Genomic DNA, 20,019 nt, shown 5'->3' with positions numbered 1-20,019 from the left:
CAAATACTCAATAATCGTAGTTGCTTACTCTGTGGAAATAATATAATAGTACAGCGGCTGACCGCCGTAATGAACTTCAACCTCCACATCGCTGTAATGCTCTTCCAAATATTTCACCAGATGCTCCGTCTGCTCTTCGTCGGCCTCTTCCCCGGTATAAACCGTTACAATTTCTGCTCCATTCTGCAGCAGACTATCCAGCAGCTTTTGGCAGGAGCTGAGCAAATCCGAATCAGACACGACAATATGGTTGTTCCGGATACCGATATAATCGCCTTGCTTAATATTCATTTCATCTATTTGCGTATCCCGAACCGCATAGGTGACCAGCCCGGATTGAACCTGCTGGATCGCCTGCTGCATCAGATCCGAATTTTCCTCGGGAGCCATGCTGTCCTGATACGCAATAACAGCGGCAATCCCCTGAGGAATGGTCTTCGTCGGAATGACCACAGTCTGGATCCCTTCAACGAGCTCCACGGCTTGCTGTGCAGCCAAGATAATGTTGGAATTGTTCGGAAGAACGAAGACGGTCTGAGCGTTGACCTCTTGCACCGCTTTAACAATATCCTCGGTACTTGGATTCATGGTTTGCCCGCCCATGAGGACCCGATCTACGCCGAGGCTGGTAAAAATATCGGAAATCCCCTGTCCAGCGGATACAGCAACAAATCCATAGCGTTTAAGTTTCCTGCTGCTGTCGCTTTTCGGCTCGGGCGCCGCCTGAGCAATGTTGGAGTCCGCATCTGTATGAATGATGTGGGAGTGCTGATCACGCATATTTTCAATCTTGATTCGGCTTAAATCCCCATACTGCATAGCGTAATTCATCACATGGCCCGGATATTCGGCATGGATGTGTACCTTAACCAAGTTATCATCCGCTACTACAAGCAGAGAATCGCCGAACGCGGAGAGCCGCTCCCGGAACCTGGCTTCGTTAAAAGCATTCTCTGCAAGCTTACGGCTGTCCAATGTCACGATAAATTCCGTGCAATATCCGAACTCGATATCCTCGGTCGCCAGCTGAGCTTGGACCGGATGCATGGCTGAAGCTTCCGAAGAAGTCAAGCTTTTTGTAACCTCTGTTATGGCCTGAGCGGGTTGAACCGGGATTTCTGGAATCGTCACTCCTCCAGCCAACTGCTCAAGCGCTTGTACAAAACCCTCGTATATAAACATCAGCCCTTGCCCGCCGGCATCCACGACGCCTACCTGTTTTAGTACAGGCAGCATGTCCGGTGTACGGGATAGCGCCTCGTTCCCTTTTTTCCAAACCTCTTTCATCAGAGCCGATAAGTCCGTGGTGCGCTTAGCGGAAGCTATACCTTGTCTGGCAGCTTCCTTCGAGACCGTGAGGATCGTTCCCTCTACAGGCTTCACTACGGCTTTATAAGCCATATCCACGCCGTTTTGCAATGCGGCCGCGAAGCGTTCGGCATCGATAGTCTCCATATCGGACACAGCCTTGGAGAAACCTCTGAACAATTGGGATAAAATGACGCCGGAATTTCCCCTGGCTCCCATCAAGAGGCCCTTAGCTAATGCGTCCGCCGCTTTGCCTACATGCTTCGAAGGACGTCTGCGAAGCTCCTCTACACCTGAGGTTAAAGTTAAGTTCATATTGGTTCCCGTGTCTCCATCCGGAACAGGAAAAACATTGAGTGCGTTGACGTTGCTCTCATTTTCTCTTAGCTGCCGGGCACCACTCTCGACCATACGGATAAAGTCGTTCCCGTCCATTACATTTAAGCGCTTACTCAAAAAAACATTCCCCTCCCTGCGAAGTCGAACGGCGGTCTGCTTCGTACAGTACCGCAGCCCTCTTGGCATTACTGAGCCACGCGAACGCCCTGAACATAAATGTTCACCGACTCCACTTGAAGCCCCACAATTTCATTTAATACGTACTTCACCTTTGTCTGCACATTGTGGGCCACAACCGATATTTTAGTACCGTAGCTTACGACAATATATAGATCAATGGATAGCGCTCCCTCAGCGTCTTTGCGAACCTCGACACCTCTGCTTAAATTATCGCGGCGTAGCAGCTCCGCAATACCGTCTTTCAATTGATTGCGGGAAGCCATTCCTACAAGTCCATAACAATCCAGGGCAGCTGAACCCGCGAGTACAGCAATAACTTCTTCGGTAATATATACTTTGCCATATTCAGCAGCCAGTTCGATAGCCATTTTTACAGCTCCTTTGATATAGATTAGAATGGACTACAACTCATTTTACTATATCAAACGAAAGAAATAAATAAAATTTGGACAATCTCCCTTAAAAACATCGTCGCGGCGTTGACGGCTTTTATTCCATTGTGATATGATATTTGAGTGTGTTTTTTAACAGGTTTTTCTTACGGAGAATGCTTTTGAAGACAAGTAGTTCGTCATCAAGGCTGTTAAGGAGGTGTATTTCAATGTCCCGCAAATGTTTCATTACTGGCAAAGGACCAGGTACTGGTAACCACGTGTCCCACGCTAATAACAAATCAAAGCGCACTTGGGGTGTTAACGTTCAGAAAGTTCGCATTCTGGTGGACGGTAAACCGAAGCGCGTTTATGTAAGCACGAAAGCTTTGAAATCCGGAAAAGTTACTCGTGTCTAGTTCTTACCATCAGATAGACAAAAAGCACCTGGCCGCAGGTGCTTTTTTTAGTTTGATTGCCGCTGGCGCAAGCACCATTCCATTCCTCTTGGCTGCTTTAGTAACGCTCATGCTGCGGTTTAATTTTTACTGAATGTATTTAGTACAGCTTTAACAAATCCGCCTATAAGTTTCGGTAGCTTGATTGTGTAAAACTTCATTTCTACCCCTCCTCCGGTTTTCACTAGCAAAGCTTCTGCTTGAAATCAAGCGGTGTTCACAACTGCTTCGGTACAAGTCAGTCAACGGAACAAAGCCAAGTCATTATACTTCATTCTATTCCGCAGCTTTGCAAAACGTGCCTATCCCATTCCGATCCGCAAGAACAAAAAAAGGCTACAAAAGCCTAAACTTTTGTAACCATGTTATGCGATGATTCTCCGGAATATGACTGCTCCCGGGACATCCGATTTATGTATTCTACCCATTAAGGCGCTGCGGGTACCTGGCCTGTCTTGACGGCTACATATAACGCATAGATGACAGCAAAGAGAAAATAGAAAACGATCGTGGACACAACGAAGGCGATTCTCATTCCGCGCTCCTCGTGTCTTTTAAAAAATTGCACACCGGTGATTAACGCTCCAAGCGAGAAAATATATTTTAACAAATCGTTGATCTGAGAAAATAAGCAAAGCAGCAGCGCGCAAAGAATGCTGTAACCCAATACCGTTAAAAATCTCACCCGCTTTTACACCCCGCTTCGAATCTGGCGAATCGCCTCCGCACGGTCGCTGCGGTTAAATACGGCACTGCCTGCTACCAGAACATTTGCTCCCGCGTCTACCACCTGACGTGCGGTTTCTGCATTAATGCCCCCGTCCACTTCAATGTCCACATGTCCTAACCCTCTTGCATTCAGCATTTCACGAAGCTTGGCGATTTTCGGGAGCATTGCGGGAATGAACTGCTGTCCCCCGAAGCCGGGATTGACTGTCATAATGAGTACCAAATCCAAATGTTCATCCATGACATGCTCGATGGAGGACAGCGGTGTGGCAGGGTTTAGGACAACTCCCGCTTTCACCTGCTGCTCCTTAATAAAATGCAAGGTGCGGTGCAGGTGGCGGCACGCTTCCACATGCACGGAAATCAGATCTGCCCCCGCCTTGGCGAACGCCGGAATATAGGCATCCGGATTTTCTATCATCAAATGTACGTCCAACGGAAGTTTCGTCCGTGGTCGAATCGACTCTACTACAAGAGGTCCGATCGTAATATTGGGCACGAAATGACCGTCCATTACATCTACATGAATCCAATCTGCCCCCCCTTTTTCCACATCGGCGATTTCTTCGCCCAATTTGGAAAAATCAGCAGATAAAATAGATGGCGCAATGTTCAGCATGGGAATCAGTACCTCCTTTTTCTCTCTTTAATATCCGTTAAAAATTGCAGGTAATGCTCGTAGCGGGACTCGGAAATGTCCCCTTTCTCCTTTGCCTCCAACACTTTGCAGTCTGGCTCGTGCAGATGGAGACAGCCGCGGAATTTACACCCGGATGCATACTCCCTGAATTCTCTAAAGCAGGAGCTCAGCTGCTCCGCTTCTTCGATTTGCAAAAAATCAAGCTGGCTAAAGCCGGGGGTATCCGCAACTAAGCCGCCGTTCGTTAAACGGATCAGCTCCACATGCCGAGTCGTATGCTTCCCCCTGCCCAGCTTCATGCTAATCTGATTGGTCTCCAATTGAAGGCCGGGAACCATCGCATTGAGCAGCGACGATTTCCCTACGCCCGATTGCCCGGCAAACACGCTGATCCGCCCTGCCAGCTGCTCCAAAACCGGCTCTATTCCGATACCACGCTTAGCACTTGTAACGACCGTCTGATAGCCGATCGATTCATATAACCTGACGATCTCCGTAATGCCCTGAGCCCCTTCTCCAAGGGCTTGAGACGCTGTCTCAGGGTCTTTGTCGTCCGCTACCAGGTCATGCTTCGTCAAGCATATGATCGTCTCCAAACCGGCACTCTCCGTGTGTACAAGAAATTTGTCCAGCAGCTGCAAATTCAGTGCAGGCTCCGTTACAGCGAATACGAGTACAACGAGTTCGACATTGGCGACAGGAGGCCGTACCAGCTCCGAAGTACGCGGCAAAATTTCGGTAACCGTCCCTTCACCGTTTTCCGTCAGCTCATAAATCACTCTATCTCCGACCAAAGGGGAGACCCCGCGTTTTTTAAATATGCCGCGGGCCCTGCATTGAATAGAGGTCATTAGCTCGTCTTCTTCCGATAGTACGTAATAGTATCCGCTGAGCGCTTTTACGATTAATCCGGCTGGCATTAATTTTTGCCTCCTGTGTTGTTTGGATTACTAGGCTGCGCACCAGCAGGGGTAGCTGTGCTTGTGCCGCCATTGCCGGTGGTGCTTGCTCCCTGTGCCGCGCCGCCATTACCTGCCCCGCCGGCTCCATTAGTCTTGGCAGAAGGCGTCGGCGAAGGTGTCGGGGTTGTCCCCGGACTTGGCGTAGGCGTCGGTGTAGGCGAATTACTTGGCGGAGTGCTTCCTTGCCCCCCGGATGGAATCGGGTTAAACGGTTTGCCGCTCTTCCAAGCAAGATAATCTTGATAAGTCACCGTAATTATTTCCGATATTTCGTTATCCTGTTTGATCTTTATCGTTGCATCTTTGTCCGGAGCCAAGACGAGATTGACATCGGCCGTGGTTGCCTTCGTCACATTCGTCAACGTCTTGTAGTCGAAGTTATCGTACGCTGCATCGCTCAACAATATTTTGATGGTCGATGCTTTGCCCTCCTTCGCAGGCTTGATCGGCACCGTTACCGTCATAGGCCCTGCTTCCTCCGGATAGCCCGAACTGATAATTAGCTTAATATCAGTGCCAGGCGGAACCTCATCTTTATACTTATAAGGGAACTGCGTAATGACTTTCCCTTTCGGCTGCTTATAGCTGGTTTCATAGGTAATCCCATCCGCCGCCAGCTTCAGATTGTTAACGGCAAGCTTCGATTTGGCTTCCGCTTCCGTCAAACCGACCAGATCAGGCATGGAGATGCTCTCTCGGCCTTTGCTTATAACCAGGCTCACAGTCCCTGTAACCGGATCGATCTCTTCATCCTGGCCAGGGGTTTGTTTAATAACCGTGCCCGGTTCCCTATCGATATACGCTTGCTCTGTCTTGATCCTGTCATCACTAATGCCTAGTGCCATAATAGCCGTTTTGGCGTCCGACAGCTTGGCCCCAACGACATTCGGCATCTTCTGTTTCTCGATTCCTTTGCTCACCGTGATCGTTACCTTGCTGTGCACCTTCAGCTTTTGGTTCTGAGGATTTTGCCGTATCACGATATCCTTGGCAACTTCCTTCGAGTTTTCTTGCACTACCACAGCCTCCAACTGGGCGGCAGCTATTTTAGCCTGCGCTTCCGCTACCGGTAAATTCACAACGTAAGGCACGTCCACATCCTGAACGGTGAATTTGGTCTTAACGGCTCCAACCGCATACCACATAGCGCCTAGCACAAGCAAAAGAACAACGATCCAAATCAACGGTTTTACCCAGGCTTTTTTCTTCTTGACGCTGTTCGCTGCCGGTTCTGCCGGCTTAACTTGCTCTTCCTCGTCATCATCTGTTTCGGCCAAGTATTGACCTGGACGAATAGCGGGAATAATCCGGGTTTTTTCCTCATCCAGCTCGTCCTCATCCTGGAAATTAATCTTGGCTTCGTTTCGCCGATGAGGCAAAAGGCAGCTATCCAGATCATCGAGCATTTGTTTGGCGGACCGATAGCGTTCTGACGGATTTTTGCGCATCGCCTTTAATATGATGTTCTCCACACTTTGCGGGATAAGCGGATTGACCTTGCGGGGATCTTCTACTTCCTCCTGCAAATGCTTCAATGCTACGCTTATAGGGCTTTCTCCCAGAAAGGGGAGCCGGCCGGTCAGCATCTGATACATCACGATACCGAGCGAATACAAATCGGATTGCTCCCCCGTAAAGGTGCCCTTGGCGTGCTCAGGTGAGAAATAATGAACAGATCCGACAACGGAACCGGTTTGAGTAATCGTGGAAGAGGTCACGGCGCGGGCAATACCGAAGTCAGTTACTTTGACCCTGCCGTTTTTGCCTATCAAAATATTATGAGGCTTAATATCGCGATGAATGATTTGATTGTGATGGGCATGATCGAGAGCGTCGCATATTTGGCTGGCGATATGGACCGCCTCTTCCACTTGCAGGGGCGCTTTTTCTTTGATCAGCTCATTCAATGTCGTGCCTTCGATGTATTCCATCACAATATAGTGAATGTCTTCCTCTTGACCTACATCGTAGATACTGACCACATTAGAGTGAGACAACGAAGCCGCCGCCTGTGCTTCCCTGCGGAAGCGCTGGATGAATTCCTCGTCGTGTACATACTGTTGGCGCAGTACTTTCACGGCGACGTGCCGATGTAATAAGATATCAAGTCCTTTATAAACTATAGCCATTCCGCCGCCGCCGACACGCTCGATAATTTCGTAACGGCCTCCCAGCTGCTTACCTATCATTCACCATCACCCCGTTTCACCGTCAAAATGTTCCGCTTCTCCCGATAACGAATCAGCGGCATTACTGACCAACACCACGGTAATGTTGTCGTCGCCACCTGCCTCCAACGCCTCATTGATAAGCTTTTGAGCTTTATCCTCCAGAATTTCTTCTTCCCCATTGACCAGTCTTAAGAGCTGCTCACTGCTAACCAGAGAGCTTAATCCGTCGCTGCAGATCAGCAGTACATCTCCGGTTTGCCACTTGAAATCCTGAATATCCACTTCAATTGTTGATTCTGTACCAAGAGCTCTAGTCAGAACATTCCGGCGGGGATGATGAGTAGCCTCTTCACGGGTAATTTGTCCGTTCTTTACCAGCTCGTTGACGAGAGAGTGGTCTTCCGTCAGCTGCTCGATCGCGCCGCCGCTGATTCGGTAGGCTCTGCTGTCTCCGATATGCCCGATAACGACCGACTGCGTGTCAGCCAACACAGTAACGACAGTCGTACCCATGCCGTAGTAGTTTTCACGCTCAGAGGCCACATCAAAAATTTGCCGGTTCGCAAGCTCCACGGCTTGCTTAACCAGCTCCCGCCGCTGCTCGATAGTTGCATCGCGGGCAATGCTTTGCAATTCACTCTGAATAATATCCACAGCCATTTGACTGGCGACATCCCCCGCTTGATGTCCGCCCATTCCGTCGGCCACGATAGCCAAAACGAAACCGTTCAAATTTTCCTGAACAATCGCACGGTCTTCATTGACCATACGGACGCGCCCTACATCCGTTTGATTGGCCGTTTTCACCATGGTTCTCCTCACCTCGCACCTGACTCCATATGCTTGGCACGCAGCTGTCCGCATGCCGCAGCAATATCGCTTCCTTGTTCCCGGCGTATGGTTGCGTTAATTTTGTTACGTTCTAGTATACGCTGGAACGTAAAGATATCGTCCCTAGGCGTCCGCACATAATCCCGCTCCGACACGAAATTGACAGGGATCAGATTGACATGGGCCATAGGAAACTGCTTAAGTACCTCAGCCAGTTCCTCCGCATGCTCCGGACGATCGTTAACCCCGCCCATAAGCGCGTACTCGAACGTAATGCGCCGGCCGGTTTTGGCAACGTAATATTTACAGGCTTCAATAAGGTCAGCGAAAGGAAATCTGCGGTTGACCGGCATCAGCTTGGAACGGAGCTTATCGTTCGGCGCATGAATCGATATCGCAAGATTGATTTGCGTCTGTTCGTCGGCAAAGCGGTAAATGTTCGGTACGATCCCGCTTGTGGATACAGTGATATGCCGTTGCCCGATATTCAGCCCTTTGGGATGAATCATCACCTGCAAAAACTTCATCATCGCATCATAATTTTCAAACGGCTCGCCGATCCCCATGATAACGATGCTGCTTACCCGCTCCCCAGTGGCATCAAGCAGCTGCTGGGCTTTTACCACCTGGGCGATAATCTCTCCGGGTGCCAGATTGCGTTTGAGCCCCGTTAAGGTCGATGCACAGAAGGTACAGCCAACTCTGCAGCCGACCTGAGTGGTTACGCACACGCTGTTGCCATAGCTATGCTTCATAATAACGGTCTCGATGGCGTTTTTATCCGTCAGTTCGAACAAAAACTTGACCGTACCGTCCTTCGACTGGTATTTGGCTACTTCCGTCAGGGTAACGAAATCAAACTGCTGGGTAAGCTTGTCTCGCAGCGTTTTGGACAAATTCGTCATTTCCTCGAAGCTTGATACTCTTTTCACATAGAGCCAATCGAAGATTTGCCCTGCGCGAAAAGCAGCCTCGCCATTAGCCTTCACCCACTCCTGCCATTCTTCCAATGACAAGTCGTAGACGTAAGGCTTGCTGTTCAACTGCTGCTCTTGTTTATTTGTCGATTCCAAAGTTTATCACAACCTGTTTGTCAATTAATCAATGCATACGTTTGATTTTACCATAGTTCTCGATGCTACGCTCGTTTTCGCATGGCGGCAATGAAGAAACCGTCCGATTGATGCTCATCGGGATAAATTTGCCGCATGCCGCCTTCCGTCAGTTCAAATTCAGGATGCTCCTGCAAAAACCGGCGCATCATGCCTTCATTTTCATTGTGCTCAATAGTACAGGTACTGTAAACAAGCACACCGCCAGGTTTTAGAAGCGAGTGTACTTCCGATAACAGCTCATGCTGGATTTCGCAGATAGGGCCGAGCTCTTGCTCCTGCTTCGCCCACTTCATATCTGGCTTGCGGCGAATCACTCCAAGACCGGAGCATGGCGCATCAAGCAGAATCCGGTCAAAGCTGCCAGGCGCAAATCGTTCCTTAAGCTTACGGGCATCGGAGGTAAGGGTTCGAACCGATTGAAGCCCCAGCCGCTCCGCTTGCTCGCGGATCAGCTTTTCCTTGTGCTCATGAATATCGCACGCCCATACTTCTCCTTGATCGTCCATCTTCTCCGCTATGTGCATCGTCTTTCCGCCTGGCGCGGCACAGCAATCAAGCACCTTGTCCCCGGGTCTCGGATCGACGGCTTCCGCTACGAGCATCGAGCTCTCGTCCTGTATGGAGAAAAGCCCTTCCGCGAACCAAGGCGTTAGGGCCATATTCCCGCCGCCTTTTACCACAACTCCCGCAGGTGCTAATTCGGATGGCTCCGCCTCATAGCCCGCTTCACGCAGCCGCTCGACCAATTCGTCACGGCTCAGCTTGGCGGTATTGGCTCGAAGGCTGACCCGGGGAGGCATATTGTTGGCCTCGCAAATTCGCTCCGTACGCTCCTCTCCCAGCTGACGAATCCACCGCTTGACCATCCATTCAGGATGGGAATGCTTCAGCGAGATCCGTTCTACTGGCGGCAGCTTATCCGGGATCGTGAGCGTATCCTTCTGCCGGATCACGTTGCGCAGCACGCCGTTAACCATGCCCGAAATGCCCTGGTGCCCCTTCTTCTTCGCAAGATTGACCGCTTCATTAACTACGGCATGGTCAGGGATTCGATCCAGATACATCATTTGGTAAAAGCTCATTCTCAGCAAGCTTCTTACCCATGGCTGCAGCTTGGCCATACCTTTGGCAACAAAACGCTCCAGAAAATAGTCGATCGTATTCAAGCGTTGAAGAGTCCCGTAGACAATCTCCGTTGCCAGGCCTGCATCGGCTCTGTCCAATCCGTATTTTTGCAGCGTCTGATGAAGCAGCAGGTTGCTGTACGATCGGTCCTGCTCTGTACGCACGAGCACGTCTAACGCAGCTTCTCTTGCTGTACCAGTCTTTGCTGCCGATTTTCCTCCATGCTGCGGCTGACTGCCGTTGCCGGCTTTCTTGCTAGCCCCATTGCTTTTATTCACTATGCGTTATCCTCCTGCTTTTATTGCGCTGCAATGCCTAATACGGTTCCCAAGGCCAGTTGTCCGCCGCGTATCCACTGGGCCGCATCCATTGCTTTTTTACCCGCAGGCTGCAGCTCGGTAATCGTGATGGTTCCGCTGCCGGTGACCACAACGATCCCTTCTTCGCCCATGCTTACTACTGTGCCGGGCTGGCTGGTGTCCGTACGGGGCGATGCTTGTCCTGCCTCCGGCTTGCGGCAGCTCCAGATCTTCAACACTTCCCCGTTCCACAACGTATAGGCTCCCGGGCGAGGATTTAGCCCTCTAACCTGATTCCAAATGGCCAAAGCAGGCTGATGCCAATCAATCGATTCCTGCTCCCTCGTTATATTAGGCGAGTATATCGCTTCTGATTCGTTCTGCGGCACCGCCTGGATTCGGCCCGCTATCAGATCAGGCAGTGTCTCGGTCAGCAGCTTTGCCCCTGCAATGCTTAGCTTCTCAAACATCGAGCCTTGCGTATCCGTATCCTCAATGCGAACCTCAACCTTGCTGATCATATCGCCGGTATCCAGGCCTTCAGCCATATACATGATGGTCACTCCCGTAACCTCGTCCCCGTTCATGATAGCGTGGTGAATAGGCGCGCCTCCGCGGTATTTGGGGAGCAGGGATGCATGGATATTAATGCAGCCGTGCTTTGGAAGCTCCAACACCGATTTAGGCAGGATTTGACCATAGGCCGCCGTTACGATAAGGTCGGGCTGCAGCTGCTTCAGCTCCTCGACGGATTCGGGCCGTCTTAATCTTTCGGGCTGCAGGACAGGGATGCCATGCTTCAGCGCTTCAACCTTGACGGGCGTAGGCGTCAAAATACGCTTGCGCCCAACCGGACGATCCGGTTGGGTCACAACGCCGACAACGTTAATTCCGTTATCTAACAGGGCTTGAAGAGACGGTACGGCAAATTCCGGCGTCCCCATAAAGACTACTCTCATGATTCACCACCATGCTCATTGCGGTACATTGCTTCCGCAAGGTCGGTATAAAGAACGCCGTTCAAATGGTCAACCTCATGAAGGATGCAGCGGGCCAATAAATCCGTCCCTTCAATAACAATCTCATTGCCGTCACGGTCTAGTCCTTTTACTTTCACTCGTTGAGCCCGGCGCACATCGCCGGTCTTCCCTGGAATACTCAAGCACCCCTCCGGACCGAATTGCTCCCCTTCCTTCTCGATCACTTCAGGGTTAATAAGCTCGATCAGCCCATGCTCATCGCCGACGTCCATTACGATTACACGTTTCAATATGCCGATCTGCGGTGCCGCCAGGCCAACGCCTTCCGCGTCGTACATCGTATCGGCCATATCGTTAAGCAGCTTATGAATGTTAGCATTGATCTTGGTCACCGGCTTGCTGATCTCACGAAGCACCGGGTCAGGATCTTTTACAATAATACGAATTGCCATTAGGAACACACCTTTCTTAAGTAAGGGTGATGATAAAGTACGTCATCACATGCACATGTTGAATCTGTTGAATCTATGGTATGGGATAAGAACGAATATCACATCAATACTTGTGGGTCCACATCTACGCTAATGGTAAGCTTGTGCTGCTTCTCCATATCCTCGAATGCGGATACCGCACGCCGTACAAGTCCGGATATGGTAGCTTCTCCACGATATTTTATCATGCATTGAAATCGATATCTATCTTTGATTCGGGCAATGGGCGATGCGACCGGGCCCAATATTTCAACCGGAAGCGGGTGCAGCTCCTTGGCAAGCTCCTTCAGCCGGCCAGCCAAAGCTTCCGCCGTCCTCATCAGTAACGGGATCTGTTCATGGCTCATCGTGATCAGTATCAGCCTGTGAAACGGAGGATACTCATGCACCTTGCGAAGCGTCATTTCCCTCTCCATAAAGCTGGCATAATCATGCCTGCTGGCACTGATAATGCTGTAATGCTCAGGGGCATAGGTCTGAACGAACACCTCTCCGGGAAGCTCATGCCTGCCCGCTCTTCCCGCCACCTGCGTCAGCAGCTGGAACGTACGCTCCGCCGCCCGGAAATCCGGCAAATTCAATACCGTATCCGCGGCCAAAGCCCCAACCAAAGTGACATGAGGAAAATCAAGCCCCTTTGCTACCATCTGGGTTCCAAGCAGGACATCCGCCTGCCGGTTGCGGAACATGGTCAGCCACTTTTCATGGGAGCCCTTCTCCGTTGTCGTATCGACATCCATACGAATGACCCGGATGCCCGGAAACAGTTTACTGAGTTCTTCCTCTACGCGTTGAGTTCCCGTACCGAAATGCCGGATATGCTCGCTGCTGCAGGACGGACAAACCGTCAACTCACGCTCGGCATACCCGCAGTAATGACAGCGGATCGCACGCGAGCTTTGATGGTAAGTCAAAGAAATATCGCAATGCGGGCATTGAGCCACATATCCGCAGGTGCGGCACATCACGAATGTGGAGTATCCCCGGCGGTTCAACAGCAAAACAATCTGTTCTTTCTTGTGTAACCGTTCTTCAATCGCTTTATACAAGCCGCGGCTAAACATGGAGCGATTGCCGTTTCGGAGCTCCTCCCTCATGTCAATAATCTGCACTTTGGGAAGAGGCCTTCCTTCAACCCGATTATGCATCGTCAGCAGTTCAAAACGGACGCGATCGTTTTTTACACGCTGTACGGCAGGCGTATCCGAAGCACTTTCCGCATCATCAAAAAGCGGCAGACTTTGAACCTCTACCGTTTCTGCTTGCTGGCGAACCGCCGGTGCCGATACAGGCAGCGTTCCGTACATGCTTTCAAGGGATGGAGTAGCTGAACCCAGGACAACTGCCGCATCGTGCTGTGAAGCGCGAGCGACAGCGACATCCCTGGCATGATATTTGGGGCTCTCCTCCTGCTTATACGAAGATTCGTGCTCTTCATCAATAATGATCAGGCCGATTTGGGTAAAAGGAGCAAAGATCGCCGATCTGGCCCCAATGACGACGCGTACCTGCTTAAGCATGATTTTGCGCCACTCATCATAACGCTCTCCATGGGACAGACGGCTGTGAAGCACTGCCACAAGATCGCCGAAACGTCCTTTGAACCGTTCCACCATTTGAGGGGTCAGCGAGATTTCCGGAACGAGAACGATCGCTTCCCGCCCTTGATCGAGGCAGGTTTGAATCGATTGCAAATACACTTCTGTTTTTCCGCTGCCGGTAACCCCGTGAAGCAGAAACACTCTATGCTCATGGTTTGTGACCGCCTGAGCGATTTTGCCGAACACCTGCTGCTGTTCGGGCATTAAAGGCAGCGGCTCCGTTCTGTTGAATTTTCTCTGTGCATAAGGGTCGCGGAATACTTCGACCTCTTTAATGGTAAGCCATCCCTTATCCGCCAGGCTCTTCACCGTACTTGCGCTGATGCCGAGCTCATTCAATAGCTCCGTTAGCTTGATCGGGTAAGAGTGCTCCGCCAAATACAGCAGCACTTCCTTTTGTTTGCCCGCTCTTGCCGGCAGTTCCCTTTCCCATTCCAGCAGCCGTTCGGGCTCATCCGGCGGAAACACTGTCAGCACTTTTTTGGCTGCCATCCGGTCTTTGATCATTTGCATTTCAATCAGAAGTCCTTCTTCGATCAATTGCTTGATCTCAGCCCCGGAGGAGCTGAATTTTTGAAGAAGAGCTCCCATTTCTACGGAACCTTTTTCGCGTACAAACCGGATAATCTCTTGCTGCACCGGAAGAAGCAGAACATGCTGGCCGTTTGCCGGGATCACTGAAGTGTCTGCCGCAGCCACATGCCGTTCATATTTGGCCTTTAAAGCGCCGGGAATCATTGCTTGCAAGGCGGTGATTTCGTTGCACAGGTAAGTCTGGCTAATCCAATGTGCCAGCGCAACCAAATCCGGAGTTAATGGGGGATACAGATCCATAACCTCTTCAATAGGTTTTACTTTACCGGGATCAATATCCGATCGTTGATGCAGCTCGACGACGAACCCCTGCAGCTTGCGCGGGCCAAACGGGACGCCGACCCGGCTTCCGACAGCCACCCACTCCCGCATGGCTTCGGGAACAAAATAATCGAAAGCGCGGTTAGTTTGCTTGGCCGGGACGTCCACTATGACTTTTGCGTACATCAGTTCGCCTTATCTCCCTTCTTGATCCGTTCCGCCACATGGACTAGCAGATTCCTGGCTACTTCCAGCTTGCTCATGACCGGAAGAGCCTCGACCAGTCCGTTATTATCGTAAATTCGAACCACATTCGTGTCCGTGCCGAATCCAGCCCCTTCTTGAGTCACGTCGTTAGCGACGAGCAAATCGCAGTTTTTGCGTTTCAGCTTATCGATAGCATGCTCGTCAATGCGTTCCGTTTCCGCGGCGAAGCCAACGATATACTGATGCGTCTTAAGACTGCCGATTGTCTGCAAAATATCCGGATTTTTCACGAGCTTCAGTGTCATTTCCTCGTCCTGTTTCTTGATCTTCTGCTTCGCCTGCTCCGCAGGACGATAATCGGCTACAGCCGCAGCCTTAATAAGAATATCCGTATCCGGCATTCTGGACACAACCGCTTCCAGCATGTCTTGGGCAGACTCTATGCGCACGGTGCGAATTCCTTCAGGAAGCGCAGCCGACGCCTTACCGACTACCAAAGTGACATCCGCTCCCATACTCCGGGCCGCTTCTGCAATGGCAAAGCCCATTTTCCCAGAGGAATCGTTGGTCAAGTAACGTACCGGATCAATCCGCTCGACGGTTCCCCCTGCCGTAACAAGCAGCTTCTTTCCTTGCAGCAGCTTACGATCCGCAAAAAAACGCTCGATAGCCGCAACGATTTGTTCCGGCTCCTCCAGCCTTCCTTTGCCGACATAGCCGCAAGCCAGTTGTCCGGTTCCCGGCTCAATAAACCGTACCCCGCGATCGGCTAACGTACGCATATTGGCCTGGACGGCCGGATGGCCATACATATGTACATTCATTGCCGGAGCAACAAAGATCGGAGCCGTCGTTGCAAGCAGTGTTGTACTGAGCATGTCATCTGCCAGACCTTGAGCCATCTTGGCGATGATATTCGCCGTTGCAGGCGCAACAACGACCAAATCGGCGCGATCGGCCAAATCGATATGCGAAACAACCGATGCATCCTTCTCGTCGAACGTATCCACAATCACATCATGCCGGGATAGCGTTTGAAAGGTCAGCGGCGCAATAAAGCGAGTCGCCGATTCCGTCATGATCACTCTGACATCCGCACCTGCCTGCTTAAGCTTGCTGCAGATAGCAGCCGCTTTATAAGCGGCGATGCCTCCGCTGACACCTAAAAGTATCGTCTTACCGTTCAGCATCCGGTCCACCTCCCGATATTCGAGAAAAAAATAACAACCACGAGGGTTGTTGGTAAAGGTTACTTCACTGATTCTTTATTTTGCAGCTTCTCGTAAGAAATGTGATCTTCATAAATTTCTTCCAGCGCCAGACCGACAAATTTATGCGATCTTTTGTTGCGAACCTCGGTTTTGGAACCGTCACGAAGCATTCTGGCCCGCTTGGCTGCCGCTACTACTAACGAATATTTACTGTCTACTTTGTCCAGCAATTTATCGATTGAAGGATATAACATGCTTAGTTCACCTCTGCCATCCATTGTTTGATTTTATTAACGACTCTTTCTTTACGGCAATGCTCTGATACGATAATCGACTGAATCCTGGAACAGGCATTCTCCACACGATCGTTAACGATTGCGTAATCATAATGCTCCATTAGACGAATCTCATCCATGGCGACCGACATCCGGTTGCGGATGGATTCCTCAGACTCTGTCCCCCGGCCGACAATGCGGTTCTCAAGCTCATCCATGGAAGGAGGCAGCAGGAAGATAAATACGCCTTCCGGGAACTTTTGCTTCACCTTCAGCGCACCCTGCACTTCGATTTCGAGGATGATGTCGTTACCGGCATTTAATGTGTCTTCCACGAATTTTCTTGGGGTGCCATAATAATTTCCGACGTATTCCGCCCATTCCAGCATCTGATCCTCTTCGATCAGCTTCTGGAACTGCTCTCTCGTCTTAAAGAAATAGTTCACTCCGTCCACTTCCCCTTGCCTTGGCTCGCGGGTAGTGGCGGATACCGAATAGATCAGCTCGGGCGCGCATTGTCTTAACGCCTTGCATACTGTTCCCTTGCCTACTCCGGATGGACCCGAAAGTACAATTAAGATTCCCTTTTCCTTACTCGTCATGATCATCGTCCTTATTAGAAAGTCGATGGGCCACCGTTTCTGGCTGCACAGCAGACAAGATGACATGATCGCTGTCCGTTATAATCACTGCACGCGTACGGCGGCCGTAGGTTGCATCAATCAACATGTGACGGTCGCGCGCTTCTTGGATGATTCTTTTGATAGGCGCGGATTCCGGACTCACGATGGAAATGATTCGGTTAGCGGATACGATGTTACCGAATCCGATATTAATAAGTTTGATTGCCATCTTGTTTCCTCCTAAGAGCTTTCCCGAACGGGAAGTACATCGTAAGCTCAGCAGATGATATTGAAAAGGATGTCTGCACTCATGAACATCGTCTGAGCTTCTCCACAGGTAAAGCCTACATCGTAAAGCATAACCCAAGCCTGCTGTCGCAAAACGTGGTTGTTACTCAATATTTTGAATCTGCTCTCTCATTTTCTCCAGCTCCGCCTTCATTTCAACTACAATGGCGGTAAGGCCGGCATGATTGGCTTTGGAGCCGATGGTGTTCACTTCTCTATTCATTTCCTGAACTAGAAAATCCAGCTTCCTACCTATCGGCTCTGGCGAGCTTAGCAGCTGCCTGCACTGCTGAAAATGACTAAGCAGTCTTGTTATTTCTTCATCCACATTGGCACGGTCCGCAAACACGGCTACCTCCGTTGCCAGCCGCACTTCATCAATCACAGGCTGCTGCATCAGCTCCTGAATTCGGGCACGCAGCTTGACAGCATAATCCTGCACAGCCTGAGGCGATAATCGGCGCGCCTGCTCAAGGTATAATTCCAGAGCCTGCACGCGCTGCAGCGTATCTTCCCCTAAATGGGCTCCCTCCAAGGTACGCATCTGGATGAGCTGTTGAACCGCTTCTTGGACACACAGTGTCCATTCGCGCTCCATATCCTCTTCGGCTGCTTCATCCGTCTCACGGAATGTTATCAGCTCAGGTATGCGCAGGTAGTCTTGAAGCGTCAATGAGCCTTCCAATCCGAACTTCGCCTTCAACTGATCGGCCGCCGAACGATATGCCTCAGCTGCTACCCAGTTGATCTCCATGGAACCGGCTGCATCCGTCTTCCGCTCCACCGACACAAATACGTCTACGCGGCCGCGCTTGATTTCCTGCTGAACGACGCGCTTTACGAGGTCTTCATATTTCATCCATTCTCGGGGCATCCGGACTTGCACTTCACAATAGCGGTGATTGACGGATTTCACGTCCATCTGAACATGGTAACCCGCAAAGGAACGATTTGCTTGTCCGAATCCGGTCATACTGCGAACCATGGCATTCACATCCATTATTCTATATTAATTCATTTTGTCAATGGGTACAAGTGGAAACTGCCCGGCCGGATTTCTCCCACACATAGTTCGTCAGCTGTACCGTCATTTCATAGGAAAGGAACGGCGTCATCAAATAAATACCGTTAAAATATTTCATCGCCGTATCCAGCAATTCTTTGGCGATTTGTACCCCCATAGCGCGGCCTTCTTCACCCTTCAGCTCTCCCATCCTCTGACGCACGTCGTCGGACAATTGAATTCCGGGCACCTCGTTATGGAGATAGGTTGCATTGCCTCCGCTTGCCAGAGGCATGATTCCGATAAAAATAGGAACGGATAAGTGCTTCGTCGCTTCATATATTTTTTCTATTAATTCCGCATTATAAACAGGCTGCGTCATAATATAATCCGCGCCCGCTTCAATTTTGCGCTCCAGCCTTTGGACGGCTTTGTCCAAATATTTGACGTTAGGATTAAATGCGGCTCCGACAATAAAATTAGCCGTCTTCTTCAGTGCCTTGCCCGAGAAGGCGACTCCTTCGTTCAACTGCTTGATCATACGGATGATTTCGAACGAAGTCAAGTCGTACACCGAGCTGGAGCCGGGCAAATCGCCGAATCGCGCAGGGTCGCCTGTTACAGCAAGTACATGGTCGATTCCAAGTGCGTGGAGACCCATCATGTGCGACTGGGTTCCGATCATATTCCGGTCGCGGCACGCGATATGAATCAGCGGTCGCAGGCCTGTCTGTTCTTTGACCAAATAACCGAGAGCCAAGTTGCTCATCCGGGTTACGGCGAGGGAATTATCCGCCATCGTTAATGCATCGACGCGGGCTTCTTTCAGCGCTTGGGCGCCTTGCATAAATTTGGTGATATCCAAATCCCTCGGAGGATCCAGCTCTACAATGACAGTATGGCGCTGTTTGACCAGCTCCACGATGTTGGGCTCCTGATTGGAAGCTCCTCCATCCGGAAACGGTGCGAACTGGAGCTCGGCCGCCTTCGATTTCTCTTGCTCTGCCGACGACACAGTCCCCGCGTTCTGCAAGCGGCTCACTTTTGTCGCATCCGGTGTGTACTCATGCAGCGATTGCGCCATTGCAGCAACATGCTCTGGAGTCGTACCGCAGCATCCTCCGATGATCCGGACGCCCAGATCGGCAAACTTGAGCGCCGTCTCGGCAAAATATTGCGGTGTCGCCGCATACGTAAACCGCCCGTCCACATAATCCGGTATTCCCGCATTCGGGAATACCGAAAACGGAAGCGGATCGCTCATTCCGGCCACCTTTTCAAGCGAACGGAGCAAGCCGTTAGGACCGCTTCGGCAGTTAAAGCCGACGACGTCCGCTCCATGCTGCTTCAGCTTGGCGAAGGCTTCCGGCAGCGTCACGCCGTCATGGGTCGTCCCGGTGCCTTCCGTGGCAAATTGGCAGATGACGGGAATGTCGCTCAGCTTGCGAATGATTTTGAGCGCAATCAGCATTTCTTCCAGATCATAAAACGATTCCAGAAGCAGACCGTCGACCTGCGTATCAAGCAGTATTTCGATTTGCTGACGCAAATCTTCCTTTACCTTTGTTGTCCGCACATTTTTTCTTTTTCCGGCTCGTATCGACCCGATCGCCCCGACGACGTATGCATCTTCTCCAACCGCTTTACGGGCAAGCTCTACACCTGCGCGGTTAATAGCCTCTACGTCCTGCTCCAGACCGTACTTGGACAGCTTTTCGCGATTGGCAGAAAAGGTATTCGTTTCAATAAGCCGCGCGCCCGCCTCGTAATAACGGCGATGGACGTCCATAATAACATCCGGCTTTAACAGATTCAATTCCTCATAGGAAATTCCAACTGGAAACCCCAATTGGTACAAATAAGTCCCCATGGCTCCATCGCCGACCAATATATGCTGACGGAGCGCTTCTCTCAACTCAAGCTTCATTATCTTCCGCCTCGCTTTTCCCCAATAAAT

General features: G+C 50.8%; 20 protein-coding genes. 1 reads left to right on the top strand and 19 read right to left on the bottom strand.

Annotated elements, in window-relative coordinates; translation table 11 throughout:
• Positions 1-24: 24 nt before the first annotated feature.
• Both ABEA66_RS29255 and ABEA66_RS29250 read right to left on the bottom strand, forming a co-directional pair.
• Positions 25-1,743, bottom strand: coding sequence for a DAK2 domain-containing protein (locus ABEA66_RS29255; protein WP_345593402.1), 1,719 nt, complete (start codon positions 1,741-1,743; stop codon positions 25-27).
• A gap of 89 nt (positions 1,744-1,832) precedes the next feature.
• Entirely contained in the window at positions 1,833-2,195 is a 363-nt protein-coding gene (locus ABEA66_RS29250) for an Asp23/Gls24 family envelope stress response protein (protein WP_079910324.1), read from the bottom strand.
• A 233-nt stretch (positions 2,196-2,428) separates the two neighbouring features.
• On the opposite strand from ABEA66_RS29250, the gene rpmB reads away from it, so the two are divergent.
• The gene (rpmB, locus tag ABEA66_RS29245) at positions 2,429-2,617 is read left to right on the top strand and encodes a 50S ribosomal protein L28 (RefSeq protein WP_028550362.1); all 189 of its coding nucleotides are present in this window, start codon (positions 2,429-2,431) and stop codon (positions 2,615-2,617) included.
• A 119-nt stretch (positions 2,618-2,736) separates the two neighbouring features.
• Here rpmB and spoVM read toward each other — a convergent pair whose 3' ends face one another.
• From spoVM to ABEA66_RS29160, 17 genes are all read right to left on the bottom strand, one after another.
• The gene (spoVM, locus tag ABEA66_RS29240) at positions 2,737-2,817 is read right to left on the bottom strand and encodes a stage V sporulation protein SpoVM (RefSeq protein WP_079910325.1); all 81 of its coding nucleotides are present in this window, start codon (positions 2,815-2,817) and stop codon (positions 2,737-2,739) included.
• Positions 2,818-3,083: 266 nt separating this feature from the next.
• Positions 3,084-3,341 carry a hypothetical protein gene (locus tag ABEA66_RS29235; RefSeq protein ID WP_079910326.1) on the bottom strand — a complete coding sequence of 86 codons (258 nt, stop codon included), beginning with the start codon at positions 3,339-3,341 and terminating at the stop codon, positions 3,084-3,086.
• 6 nt (positions 3,342-3,347) lie between these two features.
• Positions 3,348-4,004 carry a ribulose-phosphate 3-epimerase gene (gene rpe / locus ABEA66_RS29230; RefSeq protein WP_079910327.1) on the bottom strand — a complete coding sequence of 219 codons (657 nt, stop codon included), beginning with the start codon at positions 4,002-4,004 and terminating at the stop codon, positions 3,348-3,350.
• Positions 4,005-4,009: 5 nt separating this feature from the next.
• On the bottom strand, positions 4,010-4,945 hold the full coding sequence (gene rsgA / locus ABEA66_RS29225; protein WP_345593211.1) for a ribosome small subunit-dependent GTPase A: 936 nt from the start codon (positions 4,943-4,945) through the stop codon (positions 4,010-4,012).
• Positions 4,945-7,176 carry a Stk1 family PASTA domain-containing Ser/Thr kinase gene (pknB, locus tag ABEA66_RS29220; RefSeq protein ID WP_345593209.1) on the bottom strand — a complete coding sequence of 744 codons (2,232 nt, stop codon included), beginning with the start codon at positions 7,174-7,176 and terminating at the stop codon, positions 4,945-4,947. The genes rsgA and pknB overlap by 1 nt, the downstream gene beginning before the upstream one ends.
• A 6-nt stretch (positions 7,177-7,182) precedes the next feature.
• On the bottom strand, positions 7,183-7,968 hold the full coding sequence (locus ABEA66_RS29215; RefSeq protein WP_345593400.1) for a Stp1/IreP family PP2C-type Ser/Thr phosphatase: 786 nt from the start codon (positions 7,966-7,968) through the stop codon (positions 7,183-7,185).
• Between the two features lie 8 nt (positions 7,969-7,976).
• A complete protein-coding gene (gene rlmN / locus ABEA66_RS29210; protein ID WP_079910331.1) occupies positions 7,977-9,062 on the bottom strand; it encodes a dual-specificity RNA methyltransferase RlmN in 1,086 nt (361 codons plus the stop codon).
• Between the two features lie 65 nt (positions 9,063-9,127).
• A complete protein-coding gene (gene rsmB / locus ABEA66_RS29205; protein WP_345593206.1) occupies positions 9,128-10,507 on the bottom strand; it encodes a 16S rRNA (cytosine(967)-C(5))-methyltransferase RsmB in 1,380 nt (459 codons plus the stop codon).
• Between the two features lie 20 nt (positions 10,508-10,527).
• Positions 10,528-11,487, bottom strand: coding sequence for a methionyl-tRNA formyltransferase (gene fmt / locus ABEA66_RS29200; RefSeq protein WP_345593204.1), 960 nt, complete (start codon positions 11,485-11,487; stop codon positions 10,528-10,530).
• Positions 11,484-11,960, bottom strand: coding sequence for a peptide deformylase (gene def / locus ABEA66_RS29195; protein ID WP_079910333.1), 477 nt, complete (start codon positions 11,958-11,960; stop codon positions 11,484-11,486). Before def ends, fmt begins: the two co-directional genes overlap by 4 nt.
• A gap of 98 nt (positions 11,961-12,058) precedes the next feature.
• On the bottom strand, positions 12,059-14,641 hold the full coding sequence (gene priA, locus ABEA66_RS29190; protein WP_345593202.1) for a primosomal protein N': 2,583 nt from the start codon (positions 14,639-14,641) through the stop codon (positions 12,059-12,061).
• Complete coding sequence (coaBC, locus tag ABEA66_RS29185; RefSeq protein WP_079910335.1) at positions 14,641-15,852, bottom strand: bifunctional phosphopantothenoylcysteine decarboxylase/phosphopantothenate--cysteine ligase CoaBC; 1,212 nt, start codon at positions 15,850-15,852, stop codon at positions 14,641-14,643. The genes priA and coaBC overlap by 1 nt, the downstream gene beginning before the upstream one ends.
• A gap of 59 nt (positions 15,853-15,911) precedes the next feature.
• Positions 15,912-16,127: a DNA-directed RNA polymerase subunit omega gene (gene rpoZ, locus ABEA66_RS29180; protein ID WP_079910336.1), complete on the bottom strand. Its 216-nt coding sequence runs from the start codon at positions 16,125-16,127 to the stop codon at positions 15,912-15,914.
• Between the two features lie 2 nt (positions 16,128-16,129).
• Positions 16,130-16,750 carry a guanylate kinase gene (gene gmk, locus ABEA66_RS29175; protein WP_079910337.1) on the bottom strand — a complete coding sequence of 207 codons (621 nt, stop codon included), beginning with the start codon at positions 16,748-16,750 and terminating at the stop codon, positions 16,130-16,132.
• Positions 16,740-17,000: an extracellular matrix/biofilm regulator RemA gene (gene remA / locus ABEA66_RS29170; protein WP_009672664.1), complete on the bottom strand. Its 261-nt coding sequence runs from the start codon at positions 16,998-17,000 to the stop codon at positions 16,740-16,742. The genes gmk and remA overlap by 11 nt, the downstream gene beginning before the upstream one ends.
• 162 nt (positions 17,001-17,162) lie before the next feature.
• Positions 17,163-18,044 (bottom strand): YicC/YloC family endoribonuclease, encoded by an 882-nt coding sequence (locus ABEA66_RS29165; RefSeq protein WP_192705150.1) that lies wholly within the window; start codon positions 18,042-18,044, stop codon positions 17,163-17,165.
• A 37-nt stretch (positions 18,045-18,081) separates the two neighbouring features.
• Positions 18,082-19,989, bottom strand: a complete 1,908-nt coding sequence (locus tag ABEA66_RS29160; protein WP_345593196.1) for a bifunctional homocysteine S-methyltransferase/methylenetetrahydrofolate reductase — start codon at positions 19,987-19,989, stop codon at positions 18,082-18,084.
• Positions 19,990-20,019: the final 30 nt, after the last annotated feature.

The organism is Paenibacillus vulneris, from assembly GCF_039543185.1.
In the GTDB taxonomy this organism is placed as follows: domain Bacteria; phylum Bacillota; class Bacilli; order Paenibacillales; family NBRC-103111; genus Paenibacillus_S; species Paenibacillus_S vulneris.
Note: the sequence above shows the minus strand (reverse complement) of the source record. Positions and strands in the feature narration are given on the sequence as shown.